Raw genomic sequence first — 14737 nt, forward strand, 5'->3', positions numbered from 1 at the left:
CAGGACCTCGAGCCGGACCGCCTGTTCAATCCGTATTCGATCCCACAGGAGACTTTTCATGCCTCAGCAGTATTCCCCGGATCCGGCGCAGGCCGCCTATCGCGCCCAGCTGCTTTATTTTCGCGATGATCCGCAGCGGGATGAGGAGGCCGTGGTGTGGATCCGGGACGGTCTGCTGATCGTGCAGGATGGCGAGGTGCTGGCCTGCGGCGAACACGCGCAGCTGGCGCGCACGCTGGCGCCCGGGGTCGTGGTGCACGACTGGCATGAACACCTGATCGTGCCTGGCTTTGTCGATGCCCACATTCATTACCCCCAGACCGACATGATCGCATCGCCGGCCGAAAGTCTGTTGCCCTGGCTGGAAACCTGGACGTATCCCACCGAGCGGCGCTTCGAGGATCCCGGGTACGCGCGCGAGGTGGCCGGCTTCTTTCTGGATGAGCTCGTACGCTGCGGCACGACCACGGCACTGGTGTACTGCAGCGTGCACCCGGGGTCGGCAGAGGCTTTCTTCGAGGCCAGTCACGCCCGCGGCCTGCGCATGATTGCCGGCAAAGTGATGATGGACCGGAACTGCCCGGATTATCTGCAGGACACGGCCGAACAGGGTGCGCGCGACAGCGAGGCGCTGCTGCGGCGCTGGCATGGCACGGGGCGCCAGCTGTATGCGCTGACGCCGCGCTTTGCGCCTACGTCGAGCGCCGGGCAGCTGGGCCGCTGCGGCGAGCTGGCACGGGCCTACCCGGATGCCTACATCCAGTCGCACGTGGCCGAGAGCCGGGCCGAGGTCGACTGGGCCATGGCGCTGTTTCCGGGCCATCGCAGCTATCTGGACATTTACGACCGCCATGGCCTGTTGCGCCCCGGAGCGGTCTATGGCCACTGCATCTGGCTCGATGACGACGACCGTTGCCGTCTGCGCGACAGCGGGGCCGTGGCGGCCCACTGTCCGACCTCCAATCTGTTCCTGGGCAGCGGTCTGTTCGATCACGCCACCGCCCGTGCACAGCGTGTCCCGGTGGCGCTGGGTACAGACGTGGGCGGCGGGACCTCGTTTTCGATGCTGTCGACCATGAATGAAGCGCACAAGGTGGCCCGGCTGACAGGGCATCACCTGACCGCGCAGCGCATGTTCTGGCTGGCGACGCAGGGGGCCGCCCGGCACCTGGGGCTGTCGGGGCGCATCGGCACGCTCGCGCCCGGCGCCGAGGCCGATTTCGTGGTCCTGGACCCGCGCGCCACGCCTTTGCTGGCCCGGCGCAGCGAACAGGCCGACGCTCTGGAAGAGCTATTGTTTGCGCTGGCGATGCTGGGGGATGATCGGGCCGTGGCCGCGACCTACGCCGCCGGGCGCGAGGTTCACCGGCGTGACTGAGCCCCCGGGCGCCGCCCCGCCTGCCCGCCCCCGCTCCGTGCCATAATCCTTGACATGGACCCGCAGCTCGAACTCAACCGCCCTACCCGGCTGCCGCCGCTGATTCCTTTTTCCAGCGTCGATGATGCCGACCAGGCGGTGGCGCGCCTCATCGAAATCTACCAGCGCAACACGGCCTTCATACGCGATGCCTTCCGTGAATACTGCACCCGGGGCCTCGAAACCGGGCAGCGCGTGCGGGCCTGTTACCCGGCTTTGCGCATCCGCATCCACACATACCAGGAAGTCGATAGCCGCCTTTCGTATGGGCACCTGGTCGAGCCCGGCATCTACATGACCACGATCACCCAGCCGCACCTGTTTCGCGACTACCTGCGCGAACAGGTGCGGCTGCTGCTGCGCAATCACCGCGTGCCGGTCGAGATCGGCGAGTCCGACCTGCCTATCCCATTGCACTTCGCGTTTCCCGAGGGCGAGTACGTCGAGGGCGAAGTCTCCGAAGTGCCGGGGCATACGTTGCGCGATCACTTCGACGTGCCCGACCTGGTGGTCACCGATGACGCCATCGTCAACGGCACCTGGCGCGGGCGCACCAACCAGCCCCGGCCGCTGGCGCCGTTCACGGCGCCCCGCATCGATTATTCGCTGCACCGGCTGCAGCACTATACGGCCACCTCGCCGGCGCACTTCCAGGATTTCGTGCTGTTCACCAACTATCCCTTCTATGTAGACGAGTTCGTGCGTTGGGCACGGCAGTCGCTGGCCCAGGGCACGGGGGGATACACCGAACTCATCGAGCCCGGCAACGTCGTGATCACGCCCGAACAGGCGCATGCGGCGCCGGCCGCGGCGGCGGCCCTGCCCCAAATGCCTTCCTATCACCTGAAGCGCCCGGGGCACTCGGGCATCACGCTCATCAACATTGGCGTGGGCCCTTCGAATGCAAAGACGATCACCGATCACGTGGCCGTGTTGCGGCCGTCGGCCTGGCTGATGCTGGGGCATTGCGCGGGCCTGCGCACCACCCAGCGCCTGGGCGACTACGTGCTCGCGCACGGTTATGTGCGCGAAGACCATGTGCTGGATGACGACCTGCCACTGTGGGTGCCGGTGCCGCCGCTGGCCGAGGTGCAGGTCGCGCTCGAACAGGCCGTGGCCGAGGTCGCCGGGCTGTCGGGCTGGGAGCTCAAGCGCATCATGCGCACCGGCACGGTGGCGACGATCGACAACCGCAACTGGGAGCTGCGCGACCAGCAGGAGCCCGTGCAGCGCCTGTCGCAATCGCGGGCCATCGCGCTGGACATGGAATCCGCCACCATCGCGGCCAATGGGTTCCGCTTCCGTGTCCCGTATGGCACCTTGCTGTGCGTATCCGACAAGCCCCTGCATGGCGAACTCAAGCTGCCCGGCATGGCCAGCGCCTTTTACCGCACGCAGGTCAACCAGCACCTGCACATCGGCATCCGGGCGCTCGAGCACTTGCGCGAAATGCCGCCCGAGCGGCTGCATTCGCGCAAGCTGCGCAGCTTCATCGAAACGGCCTTCAAGTAGGCGGGCCGGCCCGCTGCACTTCAGGCCGGCGCGGCCCGGCACTGGCACCCGGCCGGGCCGGGTGCGGGTTCAGTCGAGCAGGCCAACCAGGAACAGCGACAGATCGGGCCAGGCCGCCGCCGCAGCCAGGCCCAGCAGGGCCGTGAACAGGAAGGGCAGCGCCCCGCGGGCCACGGTCTCGATGGGCAATTTGGTGATGTTGGCCGCCACGTACAGGTTGATGCCCACCGGCGGCGTGATCAGCCCGATGGCCAGGTTGATGGTCACCACCACGCCGAACCAGATTGGATCCCAGCCCAATTGGTGGGCCACTGGCAGGAAGATCGGCAGGCTGATGAACATGATGGTGATGGCATCCATGAACATGCCGGCGATCAGCAGGATCACCATGATGACCAGCAGCACCACCCATTCGTTGCTGCTGACGCCCAGCAGCAGTGCGGAATACTGGCCGATGAGGTCATCGACGTTGACCACCCAGCCGAACAGGCTGGCGTAGGCCACCACGAACATGACGAACGCCGATGAGGACGAGGCTTCGACCAGCGCCTGGTACAGCCCCTTGAAGTCCATGGTGCGATAGATGGGGCCGCCAACAAACAGCGCGTAGACCGTGGCCACCAGCGCGGCCTCGGTGGGGGTGAACATGCCCGAGTAGATGCCGCCCAGGATGACCACCGGCGTCATCAGCCCCCAGAACGAGTCGCGGAATGCATACCACAGCCGTTTGAGATAGGCGTGGCCTGGATAGGGGTCGGGGCTGAGCCGGTCGAGCGAGGGGGTGCCGTGGATGGCGCGGTCTTTCTTGGCCAGGGGCAGGGTGAGCAGCATGAGCGCCCCCATGAACAGGCCCGGGATGATGGCCGCGATGAACAGCTTGGCGATAGAGGTTTCGGCGATCACGCCGTAAATGATCAGGCCGATGGAGGGCGGGATCACGATGGACAGGGCCGCCCCGGTGCAGACCAGACCGGCGGCGAAGGCGCGCGTATAGCCGTCTTCTTCCATGCTCTTGATGATCAGCGGGCCGATGGCGGCCACCGAGGCCGGGCCCGAGCCGCTGACGGCGCCCCAGAACAGGCAGACCACGGTGCCGACCACGCCCATGCCGCCGGGCAGGCGGCCGATCAGGACCCTGAAGAAACGGATCATGCGCTCGGCGATACCCAGTGAGCCCATGAGGGCGCCGGCCAGGATGAAGAAGGGGATGGCCAGCAGGGAAAATTTGGACACGCCGGTGGCGATCAGGTCGCCGACCAGATCCAGGCCGAAGCCCAGGTCCCACATGGCGTACATGGCCGACAGGCCCAGTGCAAAGGCGACCGGCACGCGCAGCGCGAGAAAGATGAAAAACAGGATGATCATCTGCGTGCCGGCACCCATGTCAAACATGGCGGATCTCCTGGTTCAGCGCGCGCCACATTTCGACGCTGTGCTGAAGAAAGCGCAGCAGTACGAACAGGAACGCGAACGGCACGCCGATGCTGTAGTACCAGGCGGGAATCTGCAGGGCGTATGAACGGATGCCGCTGGACATCTGGTTGAGCACGAGTTCCCAGCTGAACCAGGCCGAAAGTAGCAGCAGGAGGCAGGACAGGATGATCGAGAGGGCCAGCACGATTTTGCGGGGCCGGGCCGGCAACAGGTCGTAGACCAGCGTGACCGCCAGATGCTCGCCGGCGCGCGCGGCGATGGCTGCGCCGAAGACCGTCAGGAGCAGAAAGCCGTTGATGAGGATTTCTTCGGTGGAGGCGAACGAGTAGTTGGTGACGTAGCGCACGACCACGTTCACGAAGCCCAGAATGGTCATGAGGGAAAAGATGACGGCGCAGATGATCTTCTCGGCGTCACGCAACAGCAGGTGCATGGGGATCTCCCGGGGCATGACACGGGCCGGCCCGGTTGGACTGGCCCGTGGTGGTGGGCCGCGTTGGCTCGGCGCAGGCGCCAGGCCAGGGGCCCGTCAGGACTGGCTCAGGAGCCTTTGGCGGCCTTGATGCTGTCCTGGAAGGTCTTGACCAGATCGGCGCCGACCTTGGCGGCCCAGGTATCGAATGCGCCCTGGGTGGCTTCGCGGAACTGCTGCAGTTCTTCGGGCGTGGATTCATGGATTTCCATGCCTTTTTCGCGCAGGTAGGTGATGCCGTCATCCGTGGCCTTGCGGGTGATGTCCACCTGGTAGGTCATGGCATCTTCGGCCGCCTTGCGCATCTTTTGCTGGGTGTCGGCATCGAGGGAATCCCAGCGCTTCTTGCTGATGCCGATGAAGATCGGATCATACGAATAGTGCCAGGTGCTGAGGTATTTCTGTACCTCGTTGACGCGCTGCGGGATGATGACCGCGCCGATGGGGTTTTCTTGCCCATCGACCACGCCCTGCTGCAGGGCCGAGAAGGTTTCGGTCCATTGCATTTGTTGCGGATTGGCGCCCAGGTCTTTCATGACGTCGATGTACATGGGCCCGGCGACCCGCATTTTCAGGCCCTTGAGATCGGCCGGCGTCTTGATGGGATGCACGTTGTTGGTGACTTCGCGAAAGCCATTTTCGCCCCAGGCCAGCACGATGATGTCGTGATCGGCCATGATGTCGGCCATTTTCTTGCCGGCTTCGCCCTGGGTGGTGGCATCGACCTCGGCGTAGTCCGCATACAGGTAGGGCAGCGAGAACACGGCCATTTCAGGCACCATGGGCGTGACGTTGATGGCCGAGGTGACCACGAAATCGATGGCGCCGCGGCTGGTCATTTCGGCTTGTTTCATTTGGTCGCCACCGGCCAGGGTGGCATTGGGAAATATGCGCACCTTGTATTTGCCGTCGGTGGCCTGGTCGAGCAGTTCGGCGAATTTTTCGGAACCTTTCTGCCAGGTGGTGGTATCCGAGGTGTTGTGCGACAGGCGCAGCGTTTCGGCCGAGACCGAGCCGACCATGCCCAGACAGGCCACGGCCGAAGCCAGGGCGATCAGGCGCAAGCGGGATAGTTTCATGGGATCTCCTTCGTTTTGAGTGCCGTTTCCGGCCAACAGGGACATGACCGAGTTGGACATGATCGATTCTAACCATTAGTTTTACCTTGTGGAACGCTTGTCCTTATTGGGATTTATACCTACGCGTGGAATAATGAGTTTGATTTTTGTGCTCCTATGATAAATAATCACTTTGAAGAATATAGATGGTTCATATCGTGAAACGAAGGTCAGAATCCGACCCCACCCGTGCCGCGGGCACACAGGCCGTGCATCGTGCGCTCAGCGTGCTGCACGTGATTGCGCGCGGTCGCGATCAGGGCGTGGGGCTGTCGTCCATCTGCCGGCAGGCGGGGCTCAACAAGTCCACCGCACACCGCCTGGCCTCGGCTCTGGTGGCGGCCGGCATGGTCGAGCAGGATGCCCGCACGCGGCAGTATTTCCTGGGGGCCGAATGCCATGCGCTGGGCCTGGTGGCCGCTTCGCGCTTTGGCCTGCATCACGATGTGGACGCACCGGTGCGCCGGTTGGCCCAGCACACCGGCGATGCCGCCTTCTTTTCAGCGCGCCAGGGTGCCTGGTCATTGTGCCTGCTACGCCATGAAGGCCAGTATCCGCTCAAGTCGCATGTGCTGCAGGCCGGCGACCGACACCCGCTGGGGGTCGGGGGCGGCAGCCTGGCCATGCTGGCGGCGCTGCCGGATGCCGAGATCGAGCCCATGCTCGATGCCGTCATGGACGAAACCCGCCTGGCGTTTCCCGGCTATACGCGCGAATGCCTGCGGGCCGAAGTCGCGGCCACCCGGGCACGCGGCTTTGCCGTCAATCGCGGGCGTGTGCTCAAGGGCTCCTGGGGCTTCGGGATGCCGGTGCGCAACCCCGAAGGCCAGGTGATCGGCGCCTTCAGCATCGCCACCGTAGAAAGCCGCATGACACCCGAACGCGAGCAGATCCTGGGCGATCTGCTCGCGCAGGAAGCCCAGTCGCTAGAACAGATCCTCTGTGCGCGGGCGGGTGCGTCCAGTCTGGCGCCCGTTTTTCTCTCATCGGCCGCCACGGCGGCCACCCAATCCAAGAGGCACCACCATGACGCAAGCAGTCATTGCCGGATGGTCACACATTCCCTTCGGGAAACGGTCTGATCCGGACACTGAATCCCTGATGGCCCAGGTCACCGGGCCGGCCCTCGAGCACGCTGGCATCAGCGGCAAAGAGGTCGATGGCATCTATGTCGGGGTCATGAACAACGGCTTCCAGAAGCAAGACTTCCAGGGCGCCCTGGTGGCGCTGGCCGACCCCGATCTCACCCACGTGCCGGCCAACCGTCTCGAAAATGCCTGCGCGACGGGCAGCGCGGCCATCCACGCCGCGATGGATTTCATCGAGTCCGGCCGCGGGCGCATCGCCCTGGTGGTGGGGGCCGAGAAAATGACGGCGCGCTCCACGCCTGAAGTGGGCGATCTGCTGCTCAATGCCAGCTACCGCAAGGAAGAAGCCGACATCCTGGGCGGCTTTGCCGGTATTTTTGGCCAGATCGCGGGTCAGTATTTCGAGCGCTACGGTGACTACAGCCGCGAACTGGCCATGATTGCCGCCAAGAATCACAAGAATGGGGTCGACAACCCCTATGCCCAGATCCGCAAGGATCTGGGGGTCGACTTCTGCGATACGGTGTCCGAAAAAAACCCATATGTCGCACCGCCTCTGCGCCGGACCGATTGCTCCCTGGTGTCCGATGGGGCCGCCGCCCTGGTACTGGTGGCCGATTCGATGATGGATCAGTTTCCACGCGCCATCGGCTTCAAGGCGCGCCAGCAGGTCAACGATATCCTGCCGCTCAGCCGGCGCGATCCGCTCGCCTTCGAGGGGGCCGCCCGGGCCTGGCGCCAGGCGCTGCAGCAGGCGGGCATCACGCTCGATGACCTGAGCTTCGTCGAAACCCACGATTGCTTCACGATCGCCGAAATGATCGAATACGAAGCCATGGGTCTGGCGGCCCGTGGCGAGGGCTGGAAAGTGGTGCGCGAGGGCTTGACGCAAAAAGATGGCCGCCTGCCCGTCAACCCTTCCGGCGGCCTGAAGGCCAAGGGGCATCCAGTCGGTGCCACTGGTGTATCCATGCATGCCCTGGCCTGCATGCAGCTGGTCGGGGCGGCCGGCGACATGCAGATTCCCGATGCCCGGCTGGCCGGGGTGTTCAACATGGGCGGGGCGGCCGTGGCCAATTACGTGAGCATTCTCGAGCGGGTCAAATAATGGCCGGGCATGATTCGAACACGCCGCCGGGTGGCCTGGTGCCGGTGTCGCGCCGGGTGATGAACCTGGCCACGTTCGTCAGCCAGGCGGCGGCGCGTCTGCCCGATGAGCCCGCCCTGGTGGTCGACGGGCAGGTGACCAGCTGGCGCACGCTCGAGTCGCGGGTGGCGGCGCTGGCCGCCGTGTTTGCCGACGCCGGCCTGGGCAAGGGCGATCGCATCCTGACCCATTCTCCCAATGGCGTGGATCAAATCGAGGTCATGCTGGCCACGTTTCGCCTGGGCGCCGTCTGGGTGCCCACCAATTTTCGCATCGCGCCAGACGAGGCCGATTACCTGGCGCGCAGCGCCGGGGTGTCGGCATTCATCTGCCATGCCGCTTATCCACGGCACGCCGCCCTGGCCGAGGCGCTCGATGGCCTCAAGCTGGTGGCCGGGCTCGGGCCCGATGCGGGTGCCGACGGCATTGCCGCCCGCATCGACGCCGCGCTGGCGGCGGGCCGCAGCCGGGCGCCCGAGGCGGTGGAATACGATGATCCGTGCTGGTTCTTCTTTACCTCGGGTACGACGGGCAAGCCCAAGGCGGCCGTACTGACGCATGGCCAGATGGCCTTCGTCCTTACCAATCACCTGGCCGATCTCATGCCCGGCACGACGCACCGTGACCGCAGCCTGGTGGTGGCCCCCCTGTCGCACGGCGCGGGCATTCACTACCTGACGCAGGTGGCGCGCGGCGCCGCCACGGTCTTCAGCACCCAGTCGCGCTTTTCGCCCGAGGCCGCCTGGGAAACCGTCGAACGCCACCGGATCACCAATTTCTTCACGGTCCCCACGATCCTCAAGATGATGGTCGAGCACGACAGCGTGGATCACTACGACCACGCCTCGCTGCGCTACGTCATTTATGCGGGCGCGCCCATGTATCGGGCCGATCAGAAGCGGGCACTGGAAAAACTGGGCCCGGTGCTGGTGCAGTATTTCGGCCTGGGTGAGGTCACGGGCAACATCACCGTGCTGCCGCCCGAAGAGCACGCCGTCGATGATGCCCTGATGCCGCACGCAGGGTCCTGTGGGCGGCCACGCACCGGCATGGAGATCAGCATCCAGGACGCCGATGGCCACCCGCTGCCGGCGGGCGAGCAGGGCGAGATCTGCGTCTGCGGGCCCGCCGTGTTCGCCGGCTACTACAACAACCCGGACGCCAACCGCAAATCGTTCCGGGATGGCTGGTTTCGCACGGGCGACGTGGGTTTCCTGGATGCCCAGGGCTACCTGACCATCACCGGGCGCGAGTCCGACATGTATATCTCCGGGGGCTCCAATATCTACCCGCGCGAGATCGAAGAAAAGATCCTGGCGGCCGGGTGGGTGAAGGAAGTCTGCGTGCTGGGGGTGCCCGATCCCGTCTGGGGCGAGGTCGGCGTGATGGTCGCCGTGCTCGAAGAAGGTGCCGCCTGGGATCCAGACGCTTTCCAGCAATGGCTGGATGGGCACATCGCGCGCTACAAGCAACCGCGCCACTTCGTGATCTGGCCCGAACTGCCCAAGTCGGGCTATGGCAAGATCACCAAGAAGATCGTGCGCGAGGCGCTGGTGGAACGCGGCGTGTTTCCCGCACCCTGAGCCGGGTTGGGCGATATGGACAACATCATGCACCCAGCGCGCGCTTGGACGGGCTGGCCCGACAGCGATACCCGCCCGGATCCGGGGGTGCCCGTGCTGCGGCACCCGGGGCCCGTCGCGGCGGTGCGCCGCGATGTGCTGGCTGGGCATGGGCAGCCGACCTGGCGCATTCCGCTGTGGGCGGGCCAGACCTTGCAGGCCTCGGTGCTGGCCGCCCTGCGGCGGCTTGGGGTGCAGACGGCGGCGTTGGGTTTGCAGCAGGCCGTGTTTTCCCATTTGCGCTATTTCGAAATCGCCACCAGCCCCGACGCCCTACCGGTCGCGCACTACACCACGCCGCTGGATCGCACCGGTCCGCTGGACCTGGTCTGCGCCGGCGCCACGGTGGGGCAGACCGCCCAGGGGCAGCACGCGATCCATTGTCATGCGCTGACGGTCGATGCCGACGGCCATTTCGTCGGCGGCCATCTGCTGCCGGATGCCTGCGTGCTGGCCGAAGCCGGCGTGGCCTGGCTGTGGGCGCTGGATCACATGCGCCTGGTCATTGGCGATGATGCCGAAATCTGCACCCCTGTTTTTCATCCAATTCTGTCCGAGGCCGATCCGCATGGCAATCATTGAGCGCGGTGCACCGGGGCGCATTTTCTACGTGCGCATCCACCCCAATGAAGACTTGGTGCGCAGCATCGAGCACACCGCACGCGAGGCCGGCCTCGGAGCGGCCCTGGTCCGCAGCAGCGTGGGCAGTTTGGCGCATGCCTGCCTCGAAGTGGCGGCTGGCCGGCTATTGGAACGGCCAGGCCCCGCGCTCGAAATCATGACGCTGCAAGGCGAGGTCAGGGCGACGCCCCATGGGCTGCCCGAAGCCCGGTTGGCGGGTGTGGTCATGGACTTGCAGGGGCAGTTTCATGCCGGTCGGTTCGTGCGCGGCCGCAATCCGGCGTGCATGACCATCGAGGTCGTGCTGGAAGAATGGTGTATCGAACAACAGATGGAGTTCTCGGTCGATGAATAATACGAATGAAGGCAAGGTCGTCCTGGTGACGGGTGGGGTCTCGGGCATTGGCCTGGCCCTGGTGCGCGGCCTGTTGGCCAAGGGCTGGCAGGTGTTGGCGGTCGACGTGCAGGCCGGGCAGATCGAGGCCGCCCGGCAGGCATTCGGTGACGCATTCGGCGGCCAGTTGCGGTTTGCCCAGGCCGACGTCACCGATGAAACCCGGATCGAGCAGGTCGTGGCCGACTGCGAAGCCGATTTTGGCCCTTTGCACGGGCTGGTCCATTCGGCAGGGATTGCCGCCGAGATCCCGGCGATGGAAACCGACGTGGCCATGTTCCGGCGCATCATGGATGTCAACGTGACGGGCTCTTTCATCACGGCGCGTGCCGCCGCGCGGGTCATGCAGCCGCGTGGCACAGGCTCGATCGTGCTGATTTCCTCGGTGTCCGGCATGCGCGGCAATTATGGCCGCGTGGCGTATGGGTCGTCCAAATCCGCGTTGCTGAACATGACGCGGATCATGGCGGTCGAGTGGGCCCGCAGTGGGCTGCGGGTCAATACGGTGGCGCCGGGCCCCATCGATACCCCGCTCACCAAGAAGATCCATACGCCGGCGACGCGGGCCAACTGGAATCGTGTCGTGGCCATGGGGCGCTACGGCGCGGATCATGAACTGGTCGGCCCGGTTTGCTGGCTGCTCGATCCCGACGGTTCTTCTTACGTGACAGGGCAGGTGATTGCCGTGGATGGCGGTTTCACCGCCATGGGTTTGCCGGTACCGGACGCCTGAAAAGCGATACACTGAAGCCGTTGGCATCGTCTGCCGCTGTCATTTCTCTATCATTCACTATCGTCGTCCACACCCCTCGTGTCCGTCATGGCACTGTCGGGCCACAAGCCGGCATGCGGCCGTACTGGGCGCCCACCCGATTCAGGTCGTTCCGTGAAAGTTCTCCAGCCCGCCTCCGTGCCATCCCCTGCCCCTTGTCCGGCGCCGCAACGCAACGGCGCCGAAGTCCTGCTCGACACCCTGATCGCCCATGGCGTGGATACGGTGTTCGGCTATCCGGGGGGGGCCGTGCTGCCGCTCTACGACGCTTTGTACGCCGAACCGCGCCTGCGCCATGTGCTGGTGCGCCACGAACAGGCCGCCGTGCATGCCGCCGAAGGCTATGCGCGCAGCACGGGGCGCACCGGGGTGGTGTTCGTCACATCGGGTCCGGGCATGTCCAACACCACCACGGGTCTGCTCGATGCGCTGTGCGACTCGATCCCCGTACTGTGCATCAGCGGCCAGGTGGCCACGGGCGCCATCGGCACCGATGCGTTCCAGGAATGCGACGCCGTGGGCATATCGCGCCCGGTCACCAAATGGAACGCGCAAATCAAACGCGCCCACGACGTGGCCGATCTGGCGGCCAAGGCCCTGCGCCTGACGCGCGGCGGCCGGCCTGGGCCCGTGTTGCTCGATTTCCCGAAAGACTTGCAAATGGCGGCGGTCGAGCCCGAATACGCCGTCGCGCAGGCCGAACCCGATGCGCCCCAGCCGTTCACGCCGGGAACCGAAGCCGCTCTCAAGCGGGCTGCCGCCCTCATTGCCCGGGCACGCCGCCCGGTGTTCTATGGCGGCGGCGGGTTGATCAACTCGGGGCCGGATGCCAGCCATGCGTTTCGCAGCCTGGTGCAGGCGACCGGCGCGCCCTGTACGCTCACGCTCATGGGCTTGGGGGCCTATCCGGCCGACGATCCGCAGTTTCTGGGCATGCTGGGCATGCACGGCACCCTGCAGGCCAATCTGGCCATGCATCACGCCGATCTCATCATCTGCGTGGGGGCCCGGTTCGATGACCGCATCACCGGGCGCCTGTCCGATTTCTGCCCGCACGCCGAAAAAATCCATCTCGATATCGATCCGGCCTCCATCGACAAGGTCGTGCGGGCGGATGTGGCGCTGGTCGGAGATTGCTATCCCCTGCTGCGGGCCCTGCATAAAGAACTGGGTGCACTGCCGGGCGACGCGGATCGGCTGGCCGAATGGTGGCAGCGCATCGCCGTGTGGCAAGCGCGCCAGTGCCTGCAGGTCACGCCATCGCCCGAGGTCATCCTGCCTCAAGACCTGATGCAGCGCATCGACCGGCGGCTGCGTGGGCAGGATGCCATCGTGTCCACCGACGTCGGTCAGCATCAGATGTGGGCGGCCCAGTACCTGGCGATCTCCCGGCCCAACCGCTGGCTGACGTCCGGCGGTGCCGGCACCATGGGCTACGGCCTGCCGGCCGCCATCGGCGCCCAGGTTGCACACCCCGACAAGACCGTGGTGTGCATCAGCGGCGACGCTTCGGTGCTGATGAACATCCAGGAACTCGCGACCGCCATGCAGCACAGGGCGCCGGTCAAGGTCATCGTCTGCAACAACGGCCACATGGGCATGGTGCGGCAGTGGCAGGAACTCATACACGGCGGGCGCTACAGCCATAGCTACAATGCGTCCATCCCGGATTTCGTGGCGCTGGCCGGCGCTTTTGGCTGGGGCGCCGCGCGCGTCGAACACCCGCGCGACCTCGACGCCGCACTGGACGCCTGTCTGGCGCATGACGGTCCCTATTTTCTGGATGTCGCGGTGGTGCCGCTGCAAAACTGCTTTCCCATGATGCCGGCCGGCTATGGGCACCAGCAGGTCATGCTCTCCGAAGACACCTGGTACGTCGAAGACTGATCAGGAGCGCCCTTGCAGGATACCCAGGTTCAGGAAGCATCGACGGGTTCCGGGCTGGTGGTGCTGGCTGCCACGCTGGCCGTGCAGTCGCTCGTGGCCATGTCCCTGCTCACCTTGCCGGTGGTGGCCCCGATGGTCGCGGTTGCACTGGGGGTCTCGCCGGTGCACGTGGGCGTGTACGTCGCGCTGGCGTATGCGGCCGCCATGGCGTCCAGCCTGGTGTCGGGCGGGCTGGTGCGGCGTTATGGTGCCATACGGGCCAGCCAGGCAGGCCTGTTGCTGTGCGCGCTGGGCCTCTTGATCAGCATGGTGCCCCATGTCGCGGTCACGGCGCTGGGGGCCTTGATCCTCGGGGCGGGCTACGGGCCCATCACTCCGGCCAGTTCACATTTGCTGATTCGCAGCACCCCGGCTCATCGCCTGTCTTTCGTGTTCTCGATCAAGCAGACGGGCGTGCCGCTGGGCGGGGTGCTGGCCGGGGCGCTGGTACCGGGCCTGGCCGAGTGGAGTTCCTGGCAGGCGGCGTTCGCCGTGGTGGCCGTCTGCAGCCTGGTGTGCGCCGTCGTGATCCAGCCCTTGAGTCGCACGCTGGACCGTGACCGCGACCCGGCCCATCCGGTTTCGTTGCGCAGCAATCTGGTGGCCCCCCTGCGTCTGGTCTTCGGGCTGCGCAGTCTCAGGGTGCTGGCGGCGGTGTCGTTCCTGTTTTCGGTGACCCAGCTCTCCCTGGTCACCTATCTGGTCACCTGCCTGCACGAAGATATGAGCATCGACCTGGTCACGGCGGGCCTGCTGTCGGCGCTCTCGCAAATGGCTGGCGTCGCGGGCCGCATCCTGTGGGGCTACGCCTCGGATCGTTTCATGGGGCCTTTGCGGGCACTGGGCGCCATCGCCCTGCTCGCTGCCCTGTGCGCGGTCCTGATGCCGATCAGCCCCGCCTATCCATTGTGGCTGCTGGGCCTGCTGCTGATGGTGTTCGGCTTCTGTGCCATTGGATGGAATGGCGTGTACCTGGCTGAAGTGGCGCGCCAGGCCCCCGCCGGCAAGGCCAGCGTCGCCACGGGGGGCACCCTGTCCATCACTTTTCTGGGCAACGTGCTGGGGCCACCGGCGTTCGGGCTGGTGGCCGCCGGCCTGCACAGCTATGTGCTGGCGTATGGGGTGCTGCTGATCCCGGCCACGATCAGCCTCTGGTTGCTGTGGCAGGGTCGGCGTGCGTTTCGGCCGGCCGTGGGCTGATCGGGTTGTCGGCC

At 65.7% G+C, this 14737-nt stretch carries 13 protein-coding genes; 10 read left to right on the top strand and 3 right to left on the bottom strand.

Annotation, left to right across the window (positions count from 1 at the left end; all coding sequences use genetic code 11):
• Window positions 1-58: 58 nt before the first annotated feature.
• Together guaD and WCZ84_RS02980 are read left to right on the top strand one after the other, a co-directional pair.
• On the top strand, window positions 59-1378 hold the full coding sequence (gene guaD / locus WCZ84_RS02975) for a guanine deaminase (protein ID WP_372684770.1): 1320 nt from the start codon (window positions 59-61) through the stop codon (window positions 1376-1378).
• Between the two features lie 54 nt (window positions 1379-1432).
• Complete coding sequence (locus WCZ84_RS02980; RefSeq protein ID WP_372684771.1) at window positions 1433-2929, top strand: AMP nucleosidase; 1497 nt, start codon at window positions 1433-1435, stop codon at window positions 2927-2929.
• 69 nt (window positions 2930-2998) lie between these two features.
• On the opposite strand, the gene WCZ84_RS02985 is transcribed toward WCZ84_RS02980, so the two are convergent.
• The 3 genes from WCZ84_RS02985 to WCZ84_RS02995 all read right to left on the bottom strand — a co-directional run bounded on the left by WCZ84_RS02985 (window position 2999) and on the right by WCZ84_RS02995 (window position 5914).
• Window positions 2999-4321: a TRAP transporter large permease gene (locus tag WCZ84_RS02985; RefSeq protein ID WP_372684772.1), complete on the bottom strand. Its 1323-nt coding sequence runs from the start codon at window positions 4319-4321 to the stop codon at window positions 2999-3001.
• The gene (locus tag WCZ84_RS02990; protein ID WP_372684773.1) at window positions 4314-4796 is read right to left on the bottom strand and encodes a TRAP transporter small permease; all 483 of its coding nucleotides are present in this window, start codon (window positions 4794-4796) and stop codon (window positions 4314-4316) included. The genes WCZ84_RS02985 and WCZ84_RS02990 overlap by 8 nt, the downstream gene beginning before the upstream one ends.
• A 107-nt stretch (window positions 4797-4903) precedes the next feature.
• A complete protein-coding gene (locus WCZ84_RS02995) occupies window positions 4904-5914 on the bottom strand; it encodes a DctP family TRAP transporter solute-binding subunit (protein WP_372684774.1) in 1011 nt (336 codons plus the stop codon).
• Between the two features lie 197 nt (window positions 5915-6111).
• On the opposite strand from WCZ84_RS02995, the gene WCZ84_RS03000 reads away from it, so the two are divergent.
• The 8 genes from WCZ84_RS03000 to WCZ84_RS03035 all read left to right on the top strand — a co-directional run bounded on the left by WCZ84_RS03000 (window position 6112) and on the right by WCZ84_RS03035 (window position 14723).
• Window positions 6112-7035, top strand: coding sequence for an IclR family transcriptional regulator (locus WCZ84_RS03000; protein ID WP_372684775.1), 924 nt, complete (start codon window positions 6112-6114; stop codon window positions 7033-7035).
• Window positions 6980-8149 (top strand): acetyl-CoA acetyltransferase, encoded by a 1170-nt coding sequence (locus WCZ84_RS03005; RefSeq protein WP_372684776.1) that lies wholly within the window; start codon window positions 6980-6982, stop codon window positions 8147-8149. The genes WCZ84_RS03000 and WCZ84_RS03005 overlap by 56 nt, the downstream gene beginning before the upstream one ends.
• Window positions 8149-9771, top strand: a complete 1623-nt coding sequence (locus tag WCZ84_RS03010) for an acyl-CoA synthetase (protein ID WP_372684777.1) — start codon at window positions 8149-8151, stop codon at window positions 9769-9771. The genes WCZ84_RS03005 and WCZ84_RS03010 overlap by 1 nt, the downstream gene beginning before the upstream one ends.
• A gap of 27 nt (window positions 9772-9798) precedes the next feature.
• Window positions 9799-10392 (top strand): hypothetical protein, encoded by a 594-nt coding sequence (locus WCZ84_RS03015; RefSeq protein WP_372684778.1) that lies wholly within the window; start codon window positions 9799-9801, stop codon window positions 10390-10392.
• Window positions 10379-10786, top strand: coding sequence for a PPC domain-containing DNA-binding protein (locus WCZ84_RS03020; protein WP_372684779.1), 408 nt, complete (start codon window positions 10379-10381; stop codon window positions 10784-10786). Before WCZ84_RS03015 ends, WCZ84_RS03020 begins: the two co-directional genes overlap by 14 nt.
• Complete coding sequence (locus WCZ84_RS03025; protein ID WP_372684780.1) at window positions 10779-11558, top strand: SDR family NAD(P)-dependent oxidoreductase; 780 nt, start codon at window positions 10779-10781, stop codon at window positions 11556-11558. Before WCZ84_RS03020 ends, WCZ84_RS03025 begins: the two co-directional genes overlap by 8 nt.
• 177 nt (window positions 11559-11735) lie before the next feature.
• Window positions 11736-13484 carry a biosynthetic-type acetolactate synthase large subunit gene (gene ilvB / locus WCZ84_RS03030; RefSeq protein ID WP_372684781.1) on the top strand — a complete coding sequence of 583 codons (1749 nt, stop codon included), beginning with the start codon at window positions 11736-11738 and terminating at the stop codon, window positions 13482-13484.
• A gap of 12 nt (window positions 13485-13496) precedes the next feature.
• Window positions 13497-14723 (top strand): MFS transporter, encoded by a 1227-nt coding sequence (locus tag WCZ84_RS03035; RefSeq protein ID WP_372684782.1) that lies wholly within the window; start codon window positions 13497-13499, stop codon window positions 14721-14723.
• The last annotated feature ends 14 nt before the right edge of the window (window positions 14724-14737 follow it).

It is taken from the genome of Castellaniella sp. (assembly GCF_041675725.1).
Classification (GTDB): Bacteria; Pseudomonadota; Gammaproteobacteria; order Burkholderiales; family Burkholderiaceae_B; genus Castellaniella.

What these genes read in the sequence shown, in the direction of transcription:
- WCZ84_RS03020 (WP_372684779.1), top strand. Translation starts at nt 10,379, where the DNA reads ATGGCAATCATTGAGCGCGGTGCACCGGGGCGCATTTTCTACGTGCGC.
- WCZ84_RS03025 (WP_372684780.1), top strand. Translation starts at nt 10,779, where the DNA reads ATGAATAATACGAATGAAGGCAAGGTCGTCCTGGTGACGGGTGGGGTC.
- WCZ84_RS02980 (WP_372684771.1), top strand. Translation starts at nt 1,433, where the DNA reads ATGGACCCGCAGCTCGAACTCAACCGCCCTACCCGGCTGCCGCCGCTG.
- WCZ84_RS03005 (WP_372684776.1), top strand. Translation starts at nt 6,980, where the DNA reads ATGACGCAAGCAGTCATTGCCGGATGGTCACACATTCCCTTCGGGAAA.
- WCZ84_RS02985 (WP_372684772.1), bottom strand. Translation starts at nt 4,321, where the DNA reads ATGTTTGACATGGGTGCCGGCACGCAGATGATCATCCTGTTTTTCATC.
- WCZ84_RS02990 (WP_372684773.1), bottom strand. Translation starts at nt 4,796, where the DNA reads ATGCACCTGCTGTTGCGTGACGCCGAGAAGATCATCTGCGCCGTCATC.
- WCZ84_RS02995 (WP_372684774.1), bottom strand. Translation starts at nt 5,914, where the DNA reads ATGAAACTATCCCGCTTGCGCCTGATCGCCCTGGCTTCGGCCGTGGCC.
- guaD (WP_372684770.1), top strand. Translation starts at nt 59, where the DNA reads ATGCCTCAGCAGTATTCCCCGGATCCGGCGCAGGCCGCCTATCGCGCC.
- WCZ84_RS03010 (WP_372684777.1), top strand. Translation starts at nt 8,149, where the DNA reads ATGGCCGGGCATGATTCGAACACGCCGCCGGGTGGCCTGGTGCCGGTG.
- WCZ84_RS03015 (WP_372684778.1), top strand. Translation starts at nt 9,799, where the DNA reads ATGCACCCAGCGCGCGCTTGGACGGGCTGGCCCGACAGCGATACCCGC.